Source organism: Streptomyces cinerochromogenes (genome assembly GCF_014648635.1).
Lineage (GTDB): Bacteria > Actinomycetota > Actinomycetes > Streptomycetales > Streptomycetaceae > Streptomyces > Streptomyces cinerochromogenes.
The window spans coordinates 147,251-162,967 of the sequence record NZ_BMRM01000022.1 but is presented as its reverse complement, the minus strand read 5'-3'; the positions used below and the strand labels follow the sequence as shown (position 1 = coordinate 162,967).

Below are 15,717 nucleotides of genomic sequence, written 5' to 3'. Positions count from 1 at the left end.
TCGTGCGTTGCGCGCATCGATCCCGTCACTCGATCAGTGGCCCCGCTGAAAGACCTCAGTGCCAGTACGTGCGTTCCGGTATCGCCCTGGCGGAGCAGCGTCCTGCCCGCCGGGTGGGTGCGGCGGCGGCCGCTCGTCAACTGCTCCCACGCTTCGCCGGGGACGAGGTCACGCAGTGTCCGGGCCGGCGAAACCCGAGTTTCTTCGCTCATGCGACGAACGTAGACGGCGTCGGGGGCTTCCGGGACGCAATGATCGTTTCTGTTCGCGGCCTTTTCTCTCCTGCCTGATGGGGCCCATCCTCGGATCAAGGTCCACCACCGATGCACACAACCACCGAGGCCGGAGATGCATTTCACGACGCGCCCCACCCTTCAAGGCACCTTCGGCATGGTGTCCTCCACCCACTGGCTCGCCTCGCAGTCGGCGATGGCGGTCCTGGAGGGCGGCGGCAACGCCTTCGACGCCGCCGTGGCCGGCGCGTTCGTGCTGCACGTCGTCGAGCCGCACCTCAACGGGCCGGCCGGCGAGGTGCCGATCCTGCTGGCCCCGGCCGGCGGCGAGTTACGCGTGCTGTGCGGGCAGGGCGTGGCCCCGGCGGGCGCCACGGTGGCCCACTACCGGGGGCTCGGGCTCGACCTCGTACCGGGCACCGGACCGCTCGCCGCCGCCGTGCCCGGCGCCTTCGACGCCTGGCTGCTGCTCCTGCGCGACCACGGCACCGCATCCCTGGACGACGTCCTGAAGTACGCCATCGGGTACGCGGAACACGGGCACGCGCCCGTGGAGAACGTCGGTCTGACCGTCGACAGCGTACGGCGGTTGTTCGAGACCGAGTGGACCTCCTCGGCCGAGGTGTACCTGCCGGGCGGCCGGGCACCCCGCCCCGGCACCCTGCTGCGCAACCCCGCCCTCGCCGCCACCTGGAAGCGGCTGCTGGCCGAGACCGCCGGTGCGGGCGGGCGGGAGGAGCGGATCGACGCCGCGCGCGAGGTGTGGCGGTCCGGCTTCATCGCCGAGGCCCTCGTACGGCAGTCCCGGCGGCCCACCACGGACACCAGCGGCGAGCGGCACACCGGCACGCTCACCGAGGCCGACCTCGCCGGCTGGTCGGCGACCTACGAGACCCCGGTGACGTACGACTGGAACGGCTGGACCGTGTGCAAGGCCGGCCCCTGGAGCCAGGGCCCCGTCCTGCTCCAGCAGCTCGCCCTGCTCCCGCCCGAGCTGCCCGCCCACGGCTCCGCCGACTACGTCCACCTGCTGATCGAGGGCTGCAAACTCGCCATGGCCGACCGCGAGGCGTGGTACGGCGACGCCGCCGAGGTGCCGCTCGCGGACCTGCTGTCGGACGACTACAACGCCGTACGGCGGGCCCTGATCGGCGAGAAGGCCGACCACGAGCTGCGCCCCGGCAGCCCCGGCGGGCGCGTCCCCCGGCTGCCCGCACACGCACGCGCACGCGTGCCGGCCGCCGGCGCACCCGGCTTCGACCCCCTGGGCGCCGGGGAGCCGACCGTCGCCGGGCTGCCCGGCGAGCCGGAGGTCGCCGCCGACGGAACCACCCGCGGCGACACCTGCCACCTCGACGTCGTCGACCGCTGGGGCAACATGATCGCCGCCACGCCCAGCGGCGGCTGGCTCCAGTCCAACCCCGTCGTCCCCGAGCTGGGCTTCCCGCTCGGCACCCGCCTGCAGATGACCTGGCTGGAGGAGGGCCTGCCGGGCTCGCTCACCCCCGGCCGACGGCCCCGCACCACCCTCACCCCGTCCCTCGCGCTGCGCGACGGCGTACCGGTCATGGCGTTCGGCACGCCCGGCGGCGACCAGCAGGACCAGTGGCAGCTGCACTTCTTCCTCGCCGCGGTCCTGCGCGCCCCCGTCCGCGGCGGCCTCGACCTGCAAGGCGCCGTCGACGCCCCGAACTGGCACAACGACAGCTTCCCCAGCTCCTTTCACCCGCGCGGCCGCCGTCCCGGCAGCGTGACCCTGGAGTCCCGCACCGACCCCGCGGTGATCGAGGAGCTGCGGCGGCGCGGCCACGACGTCACCGTCGGCCCCGCCTGGTCCGAGGGACGGCTGTGCGTGGTGGCCCGGGACCCGGAGACCGGCGTCCTGTCGGCGGCGGCCAACCCGCGCGGAATGCAGGGCTACGCCGTCGGCCGCTGACCGCGGTGCCGGCGCCCGGCTGACGGCCGTGCCGACCCCGCGCCGCCCGCACGTGGGCGGACCGGCTCCGCGGCCCCCATCGCCGACAGCGCTCCCCGCCCCGCCGACAGCGCTCCCGCGCCCCGCTGCCCCGGCCGCTCCCGCGCGCCCCGCTGCCCCGGCCGCTCCTCGTCCGAGGGGCACGACCGGGTCGCGCCCCGCGACGGCCCCGCCGCCCCCGCTCTTCACCCCGATTCCACCCCGCGTCCACCGGCCGGGGGCGGGGAGTGTCAGTGGGGCGTGCTCTCATGGAGCACATGATCGAAGAGACGGAAACCATCGAGGAGTTTCTCGCCCGCTGCTCGGCCGACGTGGAGGAGGCGGTCCGCAAGGCCGCCGCGGCCGAGATCCTGCCCCGCTTCCGCCGCCTGGCCGCCCACGAGGTGGACCGGAAGAGCGGCCCGCACGACCTGGTGACGGACGCCGACCGCCTCGCCGAGCTGCGGCTCACCGAGGACCTCGGCTCCCTGCTGCCCGGCTCCCTGGTCGTCGGCGAGGAAGCGGTGCACGCCGACCCGGCGGTCTACGGGGCACTCCAGGGCGACACCCCGGTCTGGATCGTCGACCCGGTGGACGGCACCCGCCAGTTCGTCCACGGCGACGACGGCTTCTGCACCCTGGTGGCGCTCGCGCACCGCGGCGTCGTGATCGCCTCCTGGACCTACGCGGCGGCGCGTGACCAGTTCGCCACCGCCGTCCGCGGCCAGGGCGCGTTCCTCGACGGCCGGCGGCTGTCCGCGGGCGCGCCGGCCCCCGGCCGCGACCTCGTCGTCGCCACCTCCCACCCGGACTACACCACCGACGAGCAGAAGCGCGCGCTGCGCCCCCTGTGGACCGACGGCCTCGCCCCCCGCCCCTGCGGCTCCGCGGGCCTGGAGTACCTCGCCGTCGCCCGGGGCGAGCTGGACGCCGTGGCCTTCTCCTGGGAGGCGGCCTGGGACCACGCGGCCGGCCTGCTCCTGGTCGAGGAGGCGGGCGGCACCCACCTCACGCTGAGCGGCGAGCCGTTCCGCGTCACCGGAGGCAACGCCCTGCCGTTCACCGCCGCCCGGGACGAAGCCACCGCACGCCGGGTCACCGGCCTGCTGCGCACGGCCTCCTGAGCCCTCCGGGCACACCCGGGCCGGGGGAGTGTCAGTCCCCCGGCATATCCTGATCCCGAATGGCCGTCGGCTGACGAAGGGGTCCGAAGGTGCCGTCGATGCTCGATGCGGTCGTGGTGGGTGCGGGACCGAACGGACTGACCGCAGCCGTGGAGCTGGCCCGCCGCGGCTTCTCCGTGGCCCTGTTCGAGGCGAAGCCCACCGTGGGCGGCGGCGCCCGCACCGAGGAGCTGACCCTGCCCGGCTTCCGGCACGACCCGTGCTCGGCCGCGCACCCCCTCGGCATCAACTCCCCGGCGTTCCGCGCGATGCCCCTCGACCGGTACGGCCTGGAGTGGCTGCACGCCCCGCTGCCGATGGCCCACCCGTTCCCGGACGGCACCGCGGCCGTGCTGTCCCGCTCGGTGGCCGAGACCGCCGCCTCCTTCGGACCGCGCGACGCGGGCCCGTACCGCAGACTGGTCGAGCCGCTGCTCGCCCGGTGGGACACCCTCGTCCGGGACTTCATGTCCCTGCCGCTGACCGCGCTCCCGCGCGACCCCGTCACCCTGGCCCGCTTCGGCCTGGCCGGCCTCCCGCCGTCCACCTGGCTGATGCACCGCTTCCACGACGAGCGGTTCAAGGCCCTCTTCGCCGGCCTGGTCGCCCATGTGATGGCACCGCTGGGCGGCCTCGCCACCAGCGCCATCGGACTGGTCTTCGCCCTCTCCGCGCACGCCCGCGGCTGGCCGGTGCCCCGCGGCGGCTCCCAGGCCATCTCCGACGCCCTCGCCGCCTACCTGACCGACCTCGGCGGCGCCGTCCACACCGACTACGAGGTCAAGCGGCTGGACGACCTGCCGCCCGCGCGCGCGTACGTCTTCGACACCTCGCCCGCCGCGCTCGCCCGCATCGCCGGATTCGGCGACTACTACGCGAACTACCGCTACGGGCCCAGCGTCTTCAAGATCGACTACGCGCTGGACGGCCCGGTGCCGTGGACCGCGCCGGAGGCCCGCACCGCCGGCACCGTCCAGATCGGCGCGAGCATGGCCGAGATCGGCACCGCCCTGCGCGCCGCCTCCAAGGAGGGCCGCGCCCCCGACAAGCCGTTCATGATCACCGTGCAGCCCAGCGTGGCCGACCCCGGCCGCGCCCCCGAGGGCAAGCACGTCTTCTGGACCTACGGCCATGTCCCCAACGGCTGGTCGGGCGACCTCACCGACGCCATAGAACGCCAGCTGGAGCGCTTCGCCCCCGGCTTCCGCGACCGCGTGCTCGCCCGCGCCACCGCCGGCCCCGCCGAGATGGCCGCCCGCAACGCCAACTACGTCGGCGGCGACATCGCCTGCGGCGCGGCCTCCGGGCTCCAGCTGCTGCTGCGCCCCCGGCTGTCCCTGTTCCCGTACCACACCCCCCACCCGGCCGTCTTCATCTGCTCCTCGGCCACCCCGCCCGGCCCCGGTGTGCACGGCATGTCGGGCCACAACGCGGCCAAGGCCGTCTGGCGGAGACTGAGGCAGACATGACCACCATCACCCTGGTCCAGGGCGACATCACCCGGCAGCACGCCGACGCCCTCGTCAACGCGGCCAACTCCTCGCTCCTCGGCGGCGGGGGCGTGGACGGCGCGATCCACCGCCGCGGCGGCCCCGCCATCCTGGAGGAGTGCCGCGCGCTGCGCGCCTCCCGGTACGGCAAGGGCCTGCCCACCGGTCAGGCGGTCGCCACCACGGCGGGCGCGCTGGACGCCCGCTGGGTGATCCACACCGTGGGCCCCGTCTACCAGGAGTCGGGCGGTGATCCCGCCCTGCTCGCCTCCTGCTACCGGGAGTCGCTCCGCGTGGCCGACGAGCTGGGTGCCCGGACGGTCGCCTTCCCGGCGATCTCCACCGGTGTGTACCGGTGGCCGATGGACGACGCGGCCCGCATCGCGGTGGAGACGGTACGGAACACGCCGACGGCGGTCGAGGAGGTCCGGTTCGTCCTCTTCGACGACCGTGCGTACGACGCGTTCGCCCGGCACACCGGCTGACGCGCGTCACGGTCCGAGCGCCGCGGGGCCGCCGCGGCTCACCCGAACGGCGCAGCACCCGATGCGTCCGGCCGCTGCCTGGCCAACGCTCGGAGTGCCCGCCCGCTCCCCACGAGCGGGCGGGCCCCGACGGCACGGGGGAGGCAGAAAGGACACGCTCATGAGCCAGGCAGCGCAGCCCACCGGACCCGCCTCCTCGGGCGGCTCGTGGCCGCCGCGGCAGCCCGGGTCCCGGGCCGGCGGCTGGGTGACCGGCGGTGTCACCTTCGCCGGGGTCCTGATGGTGTGCAGCGGCATCCTCGCCGTCCTCCAGGGGATCGCCGCGATAGCCGGGGACGACGTCTACTTCCGCGTCGGCTCCTACGTGTACCGGATGAACCTCACCGGCTGGGGCACGATCCACATCGTCGTCGGCGCCCTGGTCCTGCTGACCGGCATCGGCCTGCTCATGGACATGGCCTGGGCCCGGTTCGCCGGACTGTTCCTCGCCTCGCTCAGCCTGATCGCCCAGTTCCTCTTCCTTCCCTACCAGCCCGTCTGGTCCTTCGTCATGATGGCGATCGACGTCTTCGTGATCTGGGCGCTGGCGTCCCGTCAGGAAGCGGTGAGCTGAGGTCCGGGCGGCCGGTTCAGCCCAGTTCGCGCAGCGCCCGGCCGAGCAGCGCCACACCCTCCGCGACGACACCCGGCGGGGTGGCCGCGTAGCCGAGGACGAGACCGGGCCGGCCGGGCGACTGCCGGTGCCAGGAGAGCGGCTGGCACTTCACACCGCGCGCGAGCGCCGCCGCGGCGAACACCGTGTCGGGCACGTCCGCGGCGTACGTCACCGTCAGATGCAGACCGGCCGCCGCCCCGTGCACCCGCGCGCCCGGAAGGTGCTCGGCGAGCGCGGCGATCATCGCGTCCCGGCGCCTGCGGTGGCGCCCGCGCACCGTCCTGAGGTGCCGGTCCAGGTCACCCGACTCCATCAGCCGCGCCAGCACCAACTGCGGCAGCACCGCGTTGCCCAGGTCGTTGAAGCGCTTGGCGTCGACCAGAGCGCCACGGTACCGGGCCGGGGCCACCAGCCAGCCGATCCGCAGCGCCGGCGCGAGCAGCTTCGACACGCTGCCCAGGTAGCAGACCCGGTCGGCCAGCAGGGCGCGCAGAGCCGGGACCGGCGGCCGGTCGTAGCGGTGCTCGGCGTCGTAGTCGTCCTCCAGGATCAGCCCGCCGCCGCCCGCCCACTCCAGCAGCTCGCGCCGGCGCTCGCCGCTCGTCACCACGCCCGTGGGGAACTGGTGGGCGGGCGTGAGCAGCACGGCCCGGGCGCCGGTCGCCCGCAGCGCGTCCACCCGTACGCCCTGCTCGTCGACCGGCACCGGCGGGGTGGCCAGACCTCCGTGCGCCAGGTGCTGGCGGGCTCCGAGCGAACCGGGATCCTCCACCGCGACCGCGTCGACGCCGTCCGCGCGCAGCACCGGGTGCAGGAGCGTCAGCGCCTGCGCGGTGCCGGCCACGACCAGCACCGCGTCCGGCTCCACCCGCACCCCCCGCATCCGCGCGAGCCACTCGGCGACGGCCCGCCGCAACGGGAGCGCTCCGCGCGGATCGCCGTACCCGAGCTGCTCGGCCGACAGCTCCGCCAGCACGGCGCGCTCGGCCCGCAGCCAGGCCGCCCGCGGAAAGGTGGTGAGATCGGGCCGCCCCGGGGTGAAGTCGACGGCGGCGGGAGCGTCCCGCAACGCGTCCAAGACCTCGGCCGCCGGCACCCCACCGAACATCCCGGCCGGCCCCGGGCCAAGAGACCCCCCGGACTCCCCACCACCCCGCCCGGCACACGGCCCACCGGGCTCACCGTGGTGCCGGCGGGCGTCCGGCCCACCAGGCCCGTTGCCGCTCTGCCCGGCGCACGGCCCACCGGGCTCGCCGTCGTGTCGGCGGGCGTCCGGCCCTTCCGGCTCGCTGTCATCCCGCCGGGGGCGCGGTCCACCGGTCTCACCGTGGTGTCGGCGGGCGTCCGGCCCACCAGGGCCGTTGCCGCTCTGCCCGGCGTACGGCCCACCGGGCTCGCCGTCGTGTCGGCGGGTGTCCGGCCCTTCCGGCTCGCTGTCATCCCGCCGGGGGCGCGGTCCACCGGTCTCGCCGTGGTGTCGGCGGGCGTCCGGCCCACCAAGGCCGTTGCCGCTCTGCCCGGCGCATGGCCCACCGGCCCCGCTGCCGCCCTGCCCACCGCGCTCGTCGCCGCCCCCGCCGTCAGCCCGCCGGCCCCCCGCGCCACCGTCGGCTCCGGGCCCGCACTCACCACCGGGCCCGCCCGCACCGGCGTCGTCGTCGGCGTCCAGGCCCGCGGCGCGGCACGTCGCACCCGCGTGCTGCGGGCCCTCCCCGTCGGCCCGCCCCGCGCCGGACATGGCGGCTTGCGCCGGAGCGGCGCCGGGAACGCTCGGCGGCGAGGCGGTGAACGGGGTCGCGACCACCACCGTGCCTCCGCGGCGGCGGCCCGTCACCTGGCCGTCCTCGGCGAGGCGCCGGTACGCCTCGGTCACCACGCCCCGGGACACGCGCAGTTCCGCGGCGAGCAGACGGGTCGGCGGCAGCCTGCTGCCCACCGTCAGCCGGCCGTCGGCCATCGCCTGCCGCAACCGCCCGGCCAGCCACTCCGCCTTCCCGCCGGCGGGCACGTCGGCGACCGCCAGTTGCAGGAAGTCCGAGCCGCGCGCCGCCGTCTCCGCCGTGTCCCGCCCCTCGTCCACCCGGCTCATGCTGTCACGCGGTCACTGCCCGAAGGCGAACTCCGGCGCACCGGCGGTGAGGACGGCCGCCGCCGTGGTGGCCTGCCAGTGGGCCGCCACCTCCTCCTCGACCGTCTTCAGCACCTCGGCCACCGCCTCCGCGCCCCCGTCGTGCATCGCCTCCGCCACCACCAGCACCCGGCCGGTGTGCGCGCCGACCGCCGAGTGCCCGCTCTGCCGGTGGGTCCAGCGGCGCGCGTGTGCCCGGCCCGCGGAGTCGACGAAGGTCACCTCGCCGGGCGCGGGATGCTCGACGCCACCCCCGAACGCCGTGTACGTCTCGTCCCCGCGGGCCTGGCGTACCTCCAGCAGCGGCCCGGCGATCCGGTCGAGGTCGAGAACCGCCACCGGAACCGCGTACGCCACCGAGACCGCGTTGCACAGGTCCACCAGCGGGTGGATCCGCGGCAGCGCGCCCTCCTTCCGCAGCCGGCGCAGCAGCGACTCCGAGGCGGAGCGGTACTGCGTCGGCCGCAGCCCCATCCGGGTGAAGGCCCGCCGCCAGGCCAGCACCTCGGGGAACTCGCCCTCACCGGCCCGCGCCAGCCGGGCCGCGGCCCGGTCGGTGTACGCGGCGGCGCGGTGCCGGGTGTCGGCGGGGGCGTCGACGCCGGTGGCGTGGAGTACGCCGGCCGACAGTTCGGGGAACGCGGCCCGGACCTCCTCCGCGTGCCGGAACCGCACGCACGTCGAAACGCTCACAACCACGTCCTCCTCGGTGAACGGGACAGGGACCAGGGACCACCCACCCTGCCCGGCCCTTGGCCCGGTGGCCAGGGCCAAACAAGGCCCGGACAACAGGTCCATAAGTCGGCGTGACATCATCGGCCGGGTCCGGGACCGCCCCACGAGGAGCACGACAGACACGATGAACCCCGCTCTGCTGGACGACTTCTCCCTGGAGATGACCGGCAAGGACGTGCCCGGTCTCGAGGAGGCCCGCGACAGCATCCCGCCCGGCACCCGGATCAACATCACCTTCCTGGCCGGCGAGGACACCGGCACCCGGCTGCGGGCCGCCCGCGCGGTCAAGCGGCTCGGTTTCGTCCCCGTACCGCACATCTCCGCGCGCCGGCTGCCCTCCCGGTCCGCCCTGGAGGAGTTCCTCGCCGGACTGGCGGCCGACGGCACCGCCGAGAACGTGTTCGTCGTCGGCGGCGACCCCGCCCGGCCCGAGGGTCCCTACGAGGACGCCCTCGCCGTCCTGCGCACCGGGCTGCTGCGCGGCCACGGCGTCCGGCACGTCGGTATCACCGGCTATCCCGAGGGCCACCCCGGCATAGCCGACCGGACACTGTGGGCCTCGCTCACCGACAAGGCGGCGGCCATCGGGGCGGAACGGTTCACCGGCGACGTCATCACCCAGTTCGGTTTCGACGTCGACCCCGTCCTCACCTGGCTGGAGGCCCTTCGTGCGCGGGGCGTGCACCTGCCCGTCCGCATCGGCGTCCCCGGCCCGGCCGGTGTGCGCCGGCTGCTCGGCTACGCCACCCGGTTCGGCGTCGGCACCAGCGCCTCCGTGGCCCGCAAGTACGGGTTCTCGCTGACCAACCTCATGGGCACGACCGGCCCGGACCGGTTCCTGCGCACGCTCGCCGAGCGGTACGACCCCGACCGGCACGGCTCCGTGAAGGTGCACTTCTACACCTTCGGCGGACTGCGGGCCACCGCCGAGTGGATCACCCGGTTCCGCCAGGACGTGCCCGCGGTCGGTCAGGACGTGCCCGCGGTCGGTCAGGACGTGCCCGCGGTCAGCAGGGGCTGACCGGGTCCCTGGCCAGACGCACGTACGTGTCGGATTTCCGCCAGCGCCCGGGGGGTGCGGTGGCCGATGCTTGACCCATGCAGACAGGGATGCACCTCGACCGGGAGCACTGCGTGCGTGCCGTGCAGTCCAAGGACGCGCGGTTCGACGGATGGTTCTTCACGGCCGTCCTGACCACCGGGATCTACTGCCGGCCGAGCTGCCCGGTCGTACCGCCCAAGCCGGAGAACATGACGTTCCACCCGAGCGCCGCCGCCTGCCAGCAGGCCGGCTTCCGGGCCTGCAAGCGCTGCCGCCCCGACACCAGCCCCGGCTCCCCGGAGTGGAACCGGCGCGCCGACCTGGTGGCCCGGGCCATGCGGCTGATCGCCGACGGGGTCGTGGACCGGGAGGGCGTGCCCGGACTCGCCGCCCGGCTCGGCTACAGCACCCGGCAGGTGGAGCGGCAGCTCCTCGCCGAGCTGGGCGCCGGCCCCCTCGCGCTCGCCCGCGCTCAGCGCGCCCAGACCGCGCGGCTGCTCGTCGAGACCACCACGCTGCCCATGGCGGAGATCGCGTTCGCGGCCGGCTTCTCCTCCATCCGCACCTTCAACGACACCGTCCGCGAAGTCTTCGCCCTGCCCCCGGGCGAGCTGCGCGCCCGCGCGCCCCGGAGCGGGTCCGGCACCCCCGGCGCGCTCACCCTGCGGCTGCCGTTCCGCGCCCCGCTCAACCCGTCCAACCTCTTCGGCCACCTCGCCGCCACCGCCGTACCCGGCGTCGAGGAGTGGCGCGACGGCGCCTACCGGCGCACGCTGCGTCTGCCGTACGGGCACGGCATCGTCGCCCTCGCACCCCGCCCCGACCACATCGCCTGCCGCCTCACCCTCAGCGACCTGCGCGATCTGACCGTGGCCATCAACCGCTGCCGGCGCCTGCTCGACCTGGACGCCGACCCGGTGGCGGTCGACGGCCACCTGCGCACGGACCCCCTCCTCGCGCCCCTGGTCGACAAGGAGCCGGGCCGCCGGGTGCCGCGCACGGTCGACGAGGCCGAGTTCGCCGTCCGGGCCGTCCTCGGCCAGCAGGTCTCCACGGCCGCCGCCCGCACCCACGCGGCCCGCCTGGTCACCGCCCACGGCAAGCCCCTGGACGACCCCGAGGGCGGACTCACCCACCTCTTCCCGTCCCCCGAGGCCCTGGCCGCGGTGGATCCCGACACCCTGGCCATGCCCCGCACCCGGCGTACGACCTTCACCACTCTCGTCCGCCGGCTCGCCGACGGCGAACTGCGCCTGGGGATGGAGTCGGACTGGGCGGAAGCCCGTGCCCGGCTCCTGGACCTGCCCGGCTTCGGGCCCTGGACGGTCGACGTCATCGCCATGCGCGCCCTCGGCGACCCCGACGCCTTCCTCGCCACCGACCTCGGGATCCGGCGCGCCGCGGGGGAGCTGGGCCTGCCCGCCACCCCGGCCGCGCTCACCGCCCGCGCCGAGGCCTGGCGGCCCTGGCGGGCCTACGCGGTCCAGTACCTGTGGGCGACCGACAGCCACCCGATCAACTTCCTGCCCGTATAAGGACTCGCAAGGACTTCGCGATGAAGCAGCACACCGTCATCGACAGCCCCTACGGCCCGCTCACGCTCGTCGCCGACGACGGCGTCCTGTGCGGCCTCTACATGACCGACCAGCGCCACCGTCCGCCGGAGGAGAGCTTCGGCGCACCCGACGACACGCCCTTCGCCGAGGCCCAGGAGCAGCTCACCGCCTACTTCGCGGGCGAGTTGACGGAGTTCACCCTTCAGTTCCGCCTCCAGGGCACCCCGTTCCAGCGCAGCGTCTGGGAGCAGCTGACGCGGATCCCGTACGGCGAGACCCGCTCCTACGGCCAGCTCGCCGACGCCCTCGGCAACCCCAAGGCGTCCCGCGCGGTCGGCCTCGCCAACGGCCGGAACCCGCTCGGCATCATCGTCCCCTGCCACCGCGTCATCGGCGCCGGCGGCGACCTCACCGGCTACGGCGGCGGCCTGGACCGCAAGCGCCGCCTGCTGGACTTCGAACGGGGCACGGCCCTGTTCTGACGCCGTCCCCGCCGCCCCGGGGTCCCCGTCCGCTCCCCGGCGCGCCCGCTATCGGTCCGCGTCCGCGTCCGCGGCCAGACGGCGCAGCAGCGCGGGCAGCGCGGTACCGATCGGCTCGCGGATGATCTCGTCGGCCCGGTCGTCGTACGGCGTGGGTTCCGCGTTGACGATGACCAGCCGGGCGCCGTGGTCCGCGGCCACCCCGGCGAGGCCGGCGGCGGGCTGCACCTGGAGGCTGCTGCCGACGGCGATGAACACCTGGCAGGCCTTGGTGACGGCCACGGCCTGGCCGAGGACCACCGGGTCGAGCCGCTCGCCGAACATCACCGTCGCCGACTTCAGGATGCCGCCGCACTCCAGGCAGGGCGGGTCCTCCTCGCCGGCCTCGACCCGGGCGAGGGCGTCCTCCATGGGGCCGCGCGCGTGGCACCGGGTGCAGACGACACTGCGGGCGGTGCCGTGCAGTTCGAGCACCTTGCGGGCGGGCATGCCGGCGAGCTGGTGCAGTCCGTCCACGTTCTGGGTGATGACCCGGACCGGGACGCCGGACCTCTCCAGCTCGGCGACGGCCCGGTGCGCGGCGTTCGGCTCCGCCTGGAGCGTGCGGTTCTTGCGGCGCATCTGCCAGGAGCGCCGCCGGATCTCCGGGTCCGTCATGTAGTACTCGTACGTCACGAGCTTCTCGGCCTCCGGATCGCGCCGCCACAGCCCGTTGGGCCCGCGGTAGTCGGGGATCCCGGAGTCGGTGGAGATACCGGCTCCGCTGAGCAGCGCGACGAGAGGCTTGGCCATGGCACCGAGCGTAGGGCGGGCACCGGGGCGGCCGCGAGCGGATAAACCCGGCCCCGCCTCCGCGCGGGCACCGCAAGGAGGCGGGGCCGTCAGGCCACGCGCCGGCCGTTCTCCAGCTCCGCCGTGCCCGAGCCGGCCGCGAGGACGTCCAGGGCGACCAGCACCCGGTGGCCCAGCGCGCCGGGCAGGTGCGCGGTGAGGTCCTCGCGGGCGACCAGGCGCCAGGACAGCAGCTCCTCCTCCTGGAGGCGGATCGCCTTCAGGTCGGACTCGGTCAGGACACCGCCGTCGTACAGGTACGCCACCAGGGGCGGCCGGCCCGCGCCGTGCACCCAGTCCACGGCGAGCAGCCGGCCGGGTTCCCGGTCGAGGCCGATCTCCTCCAGCGTCTCCCGGCGGGCGCCCTGGCGCGGGGTCTCCCCGTCGTCGGACTCGATGGTCCCGCCCGGAAGCGCCCACCCCTCCCGGTAGTTGGGCTCGACGAGCAGCACCCGGCCCTCCTCGTCCCGGAAGAGCACGGCGGCGCCGGCGAGGACACGGGGCAGGCTCGCGATGTACGCGGCGAAGTCTTGCGTCGTGGTCATTGGGGAAGGGTAACCAGCCGGCCGGCGGCTACGACCCGCCCGTCGCCAGGCGCAGGGTGCGTTCGGCCAGCGCACTGATCCGTACGCCGTCGAACCCGAACACCGCGCTGCGCACCGTGTCCTCCAGGGGCTCCCGCCAGTGCGCCGGGATGGCCTCCGCCCCGGTGAGGACGCCGGCGACCGAGCCGGCCGTCGCCCCGTTGGAGTCGGTGTCCAGGCCGCCGCGCACGGTCAGGGCGACGGTCCGGGTGAAGTCGCCGTCGCCGTACAGCAGCCCGGCGGCGAGGACGGCGGCGTTCGGGACCGTGTGGATCCAGCCGAGCCCGGCGGTCTCCTCGGACACCGTGGCCAGGGTCTCCTCCCACGGCAGCCGCGTCTCGTGCAGGGACGCGACCCGCCGCACGGTCCGGGCCAGCCGGCTGCTCGCCGGTACGACCGTGAGCGCGGTGTCCAGGGCGTCGCGGACCGTCGGGGCGGTGAACGCCGCCGAGATGAGCGCGGCGGCCCACATCGCGCCGTAGACGCCGTTGCCGGTGTGCGACAGCACCGCGTCCCGGCGGGCCAGACCGGCGGCCCGGACCGGATCGCCCGGGCAGGTCCAGCCGTAGACGTCGGCGCGGATCAGCGCACCGATCCACTCCTGGTACGGGTTGTCGTACGTCGCCGTCACCGGCGGCTTCAGCCCGTTCGCGAGGTTGCGGTACGCGGCCCGTTCCGCCGTGAACGTCTGCAGGTACGGCAGCCTGAGCAGCCACAGGTCGCCGACCTGCTCGGTGCTGAAACCGAAGCCGTGGGTCTCCAGCAGGTGCAGGCCGAGGATCGCGTAGTCCACGTCGTCGTCCCGGCAGCTGCCGTGGATCCGTCCGCGCACGCAACAGCGCCACTCCGGGCGCAGTACGGCGGCCTCGTCGGCGTCGGCCGGCTCGGGCAGGTAGTCGGTCAGCGGCAGGGCCGCGGCCCGGCGCAGATAGCGGTCGATGCGCGCACGGGTCCACACCTCGCCCTGCTCGACCGGCTTGCCGAGCATGTTGCCCGCGATCCGGCCGAGCCAGCCGCCGTGGATGCGGTCGGCCAGGTCCGGTCCGGTGTGCTGGGTGCCCATGGCAGGGGTGTACCCGCATTCCTCAGCCGGCTCCCAGCGGCTTCCCAGGGTTCGGGCGGGGCATGACGGCAGGGGTGTCCTGCGGTTATGGTCACAGCGGCGCGACTGGCCCCGACGTGCGCGGGGCCCGGAGAGCAAGGGGAAGACAAGGTGGCGGACGCTGCAGTGAACGAGACCCGTCGGGTGCTCATCGCCGCGGACAAGTTCAAGGGCTCGCTGACGGCCGTACAGGTCGCCGAGCGGGTGACGGCCGGGCTGCGCCGGGTCGTGCCGGACCTGACGGTCGAGGCGCTGCCCGTGGCCGACGGCGGCGACGGGACCGTGGACGCGGCGGTCGCGGCGGGCTTCGAGCGCCGGGAGGTGCGGGTCGCCGGGCCGCTCGGCGAGGAGGTCACGGCCGCGTTCGCGCTGCGCGACGGCACCGCCGTGGTGGAGATGGCGGAGGCGAGCGGTCTGCAGCGCCTGCCGGCGGGGGTCTTCGCCCCGCTGACCGCCTCCACGTACGGCTCCGGGGAACTGCTGCGGGCCGCGCTGGACGCGGGCGCGCGGACGATCGTGTTCGGCGTCGGCGGCAGCGCCACGACGGACGGCGGCGCGGGCATGCTGTCCGCGCTGGGCGCGCGGTTCCTGACCGAGGAGGGGGGCCCGGTGTCCCCGGGCGGCGGCGGCCTCGCCGACCTGGCCCGGGCGGACCTGTCCGGCCTCGACCCCCGGCTGTCCTCGGTGGAACTGGTGCTCGCGAGCGATGTCGACAACCCGCTGACCGGCCCGAAGGGCGCGCCGGCGGTGTACGGGCCGCAGAAGGGCGCCACTCCGGACGACGTGGAGACCCTGGACGCGGCGCTGGCCCACTTCGCGAAGGTGCTGGAGGCGGAGGCCGGTCCGCGGGCCGCCGCGTACGCGGCGTCGCCGGGGGCGGGCGCGGCGGGCGGCATCGGCTACGGCGCGCTGCTCCTCGGCGCGCGGTTCCGGCCCGGTATCGAGGTCATGCTGGACGTCCTGGGCTTCGCGCCCGCCCTGGAGCGGGCCTCGCTCGTCATCACCGGGGAGGGCTCCCTGGACGAACAGACCCTGCACGGGAAGGCGCCGGCGGGCGTGGCCGCGGCGGCGCGGGCCGCGGGCAAGCAGGTCGTGGCGGTCTGCGGTCGGCTTGCCCTCCCCACGGAGGCACTGCTCCGGGCCGGCATCGCCCAGGCCTACCCCCTGACATCCGTCGAGCCGGACGTCGCGAAGTGCATCGCGGACGCCGGGCCGATCCTGGAACGGGTCGCCGCCCGGATCGCCGAGGACCGCCTGAGCTGACACCCCCGCCGGGG

14 protein-coding genes and 1 pseudogene are annotated in these 15,717 nt (G+C 75.3%); 9 read left to right on the top strand and 6 right to left on the bottom strand.

Annotation, left to right across the window (positions count from 1 at the left end):
• A pseudogene (locus IEZ20_RS40135) lies at window positions 1-212 on the bottom strand (hypothetical protein); the annotation flags it as partial.
• 136 nt (window positions 213-348) lie between these two features.
• Between IEZ20_RS40135 and IEZ20_RS33820 the strand changes: the two are divergent.
• From IEZ20_RS33820 to IEZ20_RS33800, 5 genes are all read left to right on the top strand, one after another.
• Window positions 349-2,169 (top strand): gamma-glutamyltransferase family protein, encoded by a 1,821-nt coding sequence (locus tag IEZ20_RS33820; RefSeq protein WP_189305819.1) that lies wholly within the window; start codon window positions 349-351, stop codon window positions 2,167-2,169.
• 296 nt (window positions 2,170-2,465) lie between these two features.
• Complete coding sequence (locus tag IEZ20_RS33815) at window positions 2,466-3,311, top strand: inositol monophosphatase family protein (RefSeq protein WP_189305817.1); 846 nt, start codon at window positions 2,466-2,468, stop codon at window positions 3,309-3,311.
• 89 nt (window positions 3,312-3,400) lie between these two features.
• A complete protein-coding gene (locus IEZ20_RS33810) occupies window positions 3,401-4,819 on the top strand; it encodes a phytoene desaturase family protein (RefSeq protein ID WP_189305815.1) in 1,419 nt (472 codons plus the stop codon).
• The gene (locus tag IEZ20_RS33805) at window positions 4,816-5,325 is read left to right on the top strand and encodes an O-acetyl-ADP-ribose deacetylase (RefSeq protein ID WP_189305813.1); all 510 of its coding nucleotides are present in this window, start codon (window positions 4,816-4,818) and stop codon (window positions 5,323-5,325) included. The genes IEZ20_RS33810 and IEZ20_RS33805 overlap by 4 nt, the downstream gene beginning before the upstream one ends.
• Window positions 5,326-5,485: 160 nt before the next feature.
• Window positions 5,486-5,938, top strand: a complete 453-nt coding sequence (locus IEZ20_RS33800; RefSeq protein WP_189305811.1) for a DUF7144 family membrane protein — start codon at window positions 5,486-5,488, stop codon at window positions 5,936-5,938.
• Between the two features lie 16 nt (window positions 5,939-5,954).
• Here the strand turns inward: IEZ20_RS33800 and IEZ20_RS40130 are convergent, their stop codons facing one another.
• Window positions 5,955-8,069: an aminotransferase class I/II-fold pyridoxal phosphate-dependent enzyme gene (locus IEZ20_RS40130; RefSeq protein WP_229896409.1), complete on the bottom strand. Its 2,115-nt coding sequence runs from the start codon at window positions 8,067-8,069 to the stop codon at window positions 5,955-5,957.
• 12 nt (window positions 8,070-8,081) lie between these two features.
• Complete coding sequence (locus tag IEZ20_RS33785) at window positions 8,082-8,801, bottom strand: B3/B4 domain-containing protein (protein ID WP_229896408.1); 720 nt, start codon at window positions 8,799-8,801, stop codon at window positions 8,082-8,084.
• A 166-nt stretch (window positions 8,802-8,967) separates the two neighbouring features.
• Between IEZ20_RS33785 and IEZ20_RS33780 the strand changes: the two genes are divergently transcribed.
• The 3 genes from IEZ20_RS33780 (at window position 8,968) to IEZ20_RS33770 (ending at window position 11,923) form a co-directional block, all read left to right on the top strand.
• Window positions 8,968-9,864, top strand: coding sequence for a methylenetetrahydrofolate reductase (locus tag IEZ20_RS33780; RefSeq protein ID WP_189305809.1), 897 nt, complete (start codon window positions 8,968-8,970; stop codon window positions 9,862-9,864).
• Window positions 9,865-9,953: 89 nt separating this feature from the next.
• Window positions 9,954-11,420, top strand: coding sequence for an AlkA N-terminal domain-containing protein (locus IEZ20_RS33775; RefSeq protein ID WP_189305833.1), 1,467 nt, complete (start codon window positions 9,954-9,956; stop codon window positions 11,418-11,420).
• Between the two features lie 20 nt (window positions 11,421-11,440).
• The gene (locus IEZ20_RS33770; protein ID WP_189305807.1) at window positions 11,441-11,923 is read left to right on the top strand and encodes a methylated-DNA--[protein]-cysteine S-methyltransferase; all 483 of its coding nucleotides are present in this window, start codon (window positions 11,441-11,443) and stop codon (window positions 11,921-11,923) included.
• Window positions 11,924-11,971: 48 nt separating this feature from the next.
• Here the strand turns inward: IEZ20_RS33770 and IEZ20_RS33765 are convergent, their stop codons facing one another.
• The 3 genes from IEZ20_RS33765 to IEZ20_RS33755 all read right to left on the bottom strand — a co-directional run bounded on the left by IEZ20_RS33765 (window position 11,972) and on the right by IEZ20_RS33755 (window position 14,401).
• Window positions 11,972-12,715, bottom strand: coding sequence for an SIR2 family NAD-dependent protein deacylase (locus IEZ20_RS33765; RefSeq protein ID WP_189305805.1), 744 nt, complete (start codon window positions 12,713-12,715; stop codon window positions 11,972-11,974).
• An 89-nt stretch (window positions 12,716-12,804) separates the two neighbouring features.
• Window positions 12,805-13,299 (bottom strand): NUDIX domain-containing protein, encoded by a 495-nt coding sequence (locus IEZ20_RS33760; protein WP_189305803.1) that lies wholly within the window; start codon window positions 13,297-13,299, stop codon window positions 12,805-12,807.
• 28 nt (window positions 13,300-13,327) lie between these two features.
• Entirely contained in the window at window positions 13,328-14,401 is a 1,074-nt protein-coding gene (locus IEZ20_RS33755) for an ADP-ribosylglycohydrolase family protein (RefSeq protein ID WP_189305801.1), read from the bottom strand.
• Between the two features lie 165 nt (window positions 14,402-14,566).
• Between IEZ20_RS33755 and IEZ20_RS33750 the strand changes: the two genes are divergently transcribed.
• Window positions 14,567-15,703 (top strand): glycerate kinase, encoded by a 1,137-nt coding sequence (locus tag IEZ20_RS33750; protein ID WP_189305799.1) that lies wholly within the window; start codon window positions 14,567-14,569, stop codon window positions 15,701-15,703.
• The last annotated feature ends 14 nt before the right edge of the window (window positions 15,704-15,717 follow it).

Coding starts and splice junctions, on each gene's coding strand:
- IEZ20_RS33820 (WP_189305819.1), top strand. CDS start 349: ATGCATTTCACGACGCGCCCCACCCTTCAAGGCACCTTCGGCATGGTG.
- IEZ20_RS33815 (WP_189305817.1), top strand. CDS start 2,466: ATGATCGAAGAGACGGAAACCATCGAGGAGTTTCTCGCCCGCTGCTCG.
- IEZ20_RS33805 (WP_189305813.1), top strand. CDS start 4,816: ATGACCACCATCACCCTGGTCCAGGGCGACATCACCCGGCAGCACGCC.
- IEZ20_RS33800 (WP_189305811.1), top strand. CDS start 5,486: ATGAGCCAGGCAGCGCAGCCCACCGGACCCGCCTCCTCGGGCGGCTCG.
- IEZ20_RS40130 (WP_229896409.1), bottom strand. CDS start 8,069: ATGAGCCGGGTGGACGAGGGGCGGGACACGGCGGAGACGGCGGCGCGC.
- IEZ20_RS33780 (WP_189305809.1), top strand. CDS start 8,968: ATGAACCCCGCTCTGCTGGACGACTTCTCCCTGGAGATGACCGGCAAG.
- IEZ20_RS33775 (WP_189305833.1), top strand. CDS start 9,954: ATGCACCTCGACCGGGAGCACTGCGTGCGTGCCGTGCAGTCCAAGGAC.
- IEZ20_RS33770 (WP_189305807.1), top strand. CDS start 11,441: ATGAAGCAGCACACCGTCATCGACAGCCCCTACGGCCCGCTCACGCTC.
- IEZ20_RS33765 (WP_189305805.1), bottom strand. CDS start 12,715: ATGGCCAAGCCTCTCGTCGCGCTGCTCAGCGGAGCCGGTATCTCCACC.
- IEZ20_RS33760 (WP_189305803.1), bottom strand. CDS start 13,299: ATGACCACGACGCAAGACTTCGCCGCGTACATCGCGAGCCTGCCCCGT.
- IEZ20_RS33755 (WP_189305801.1), bottom strand. CDS start 14,401: ATGGGCACCCAGCACACCGGACCGGACCTGGCCGACCGCATCCACGGC.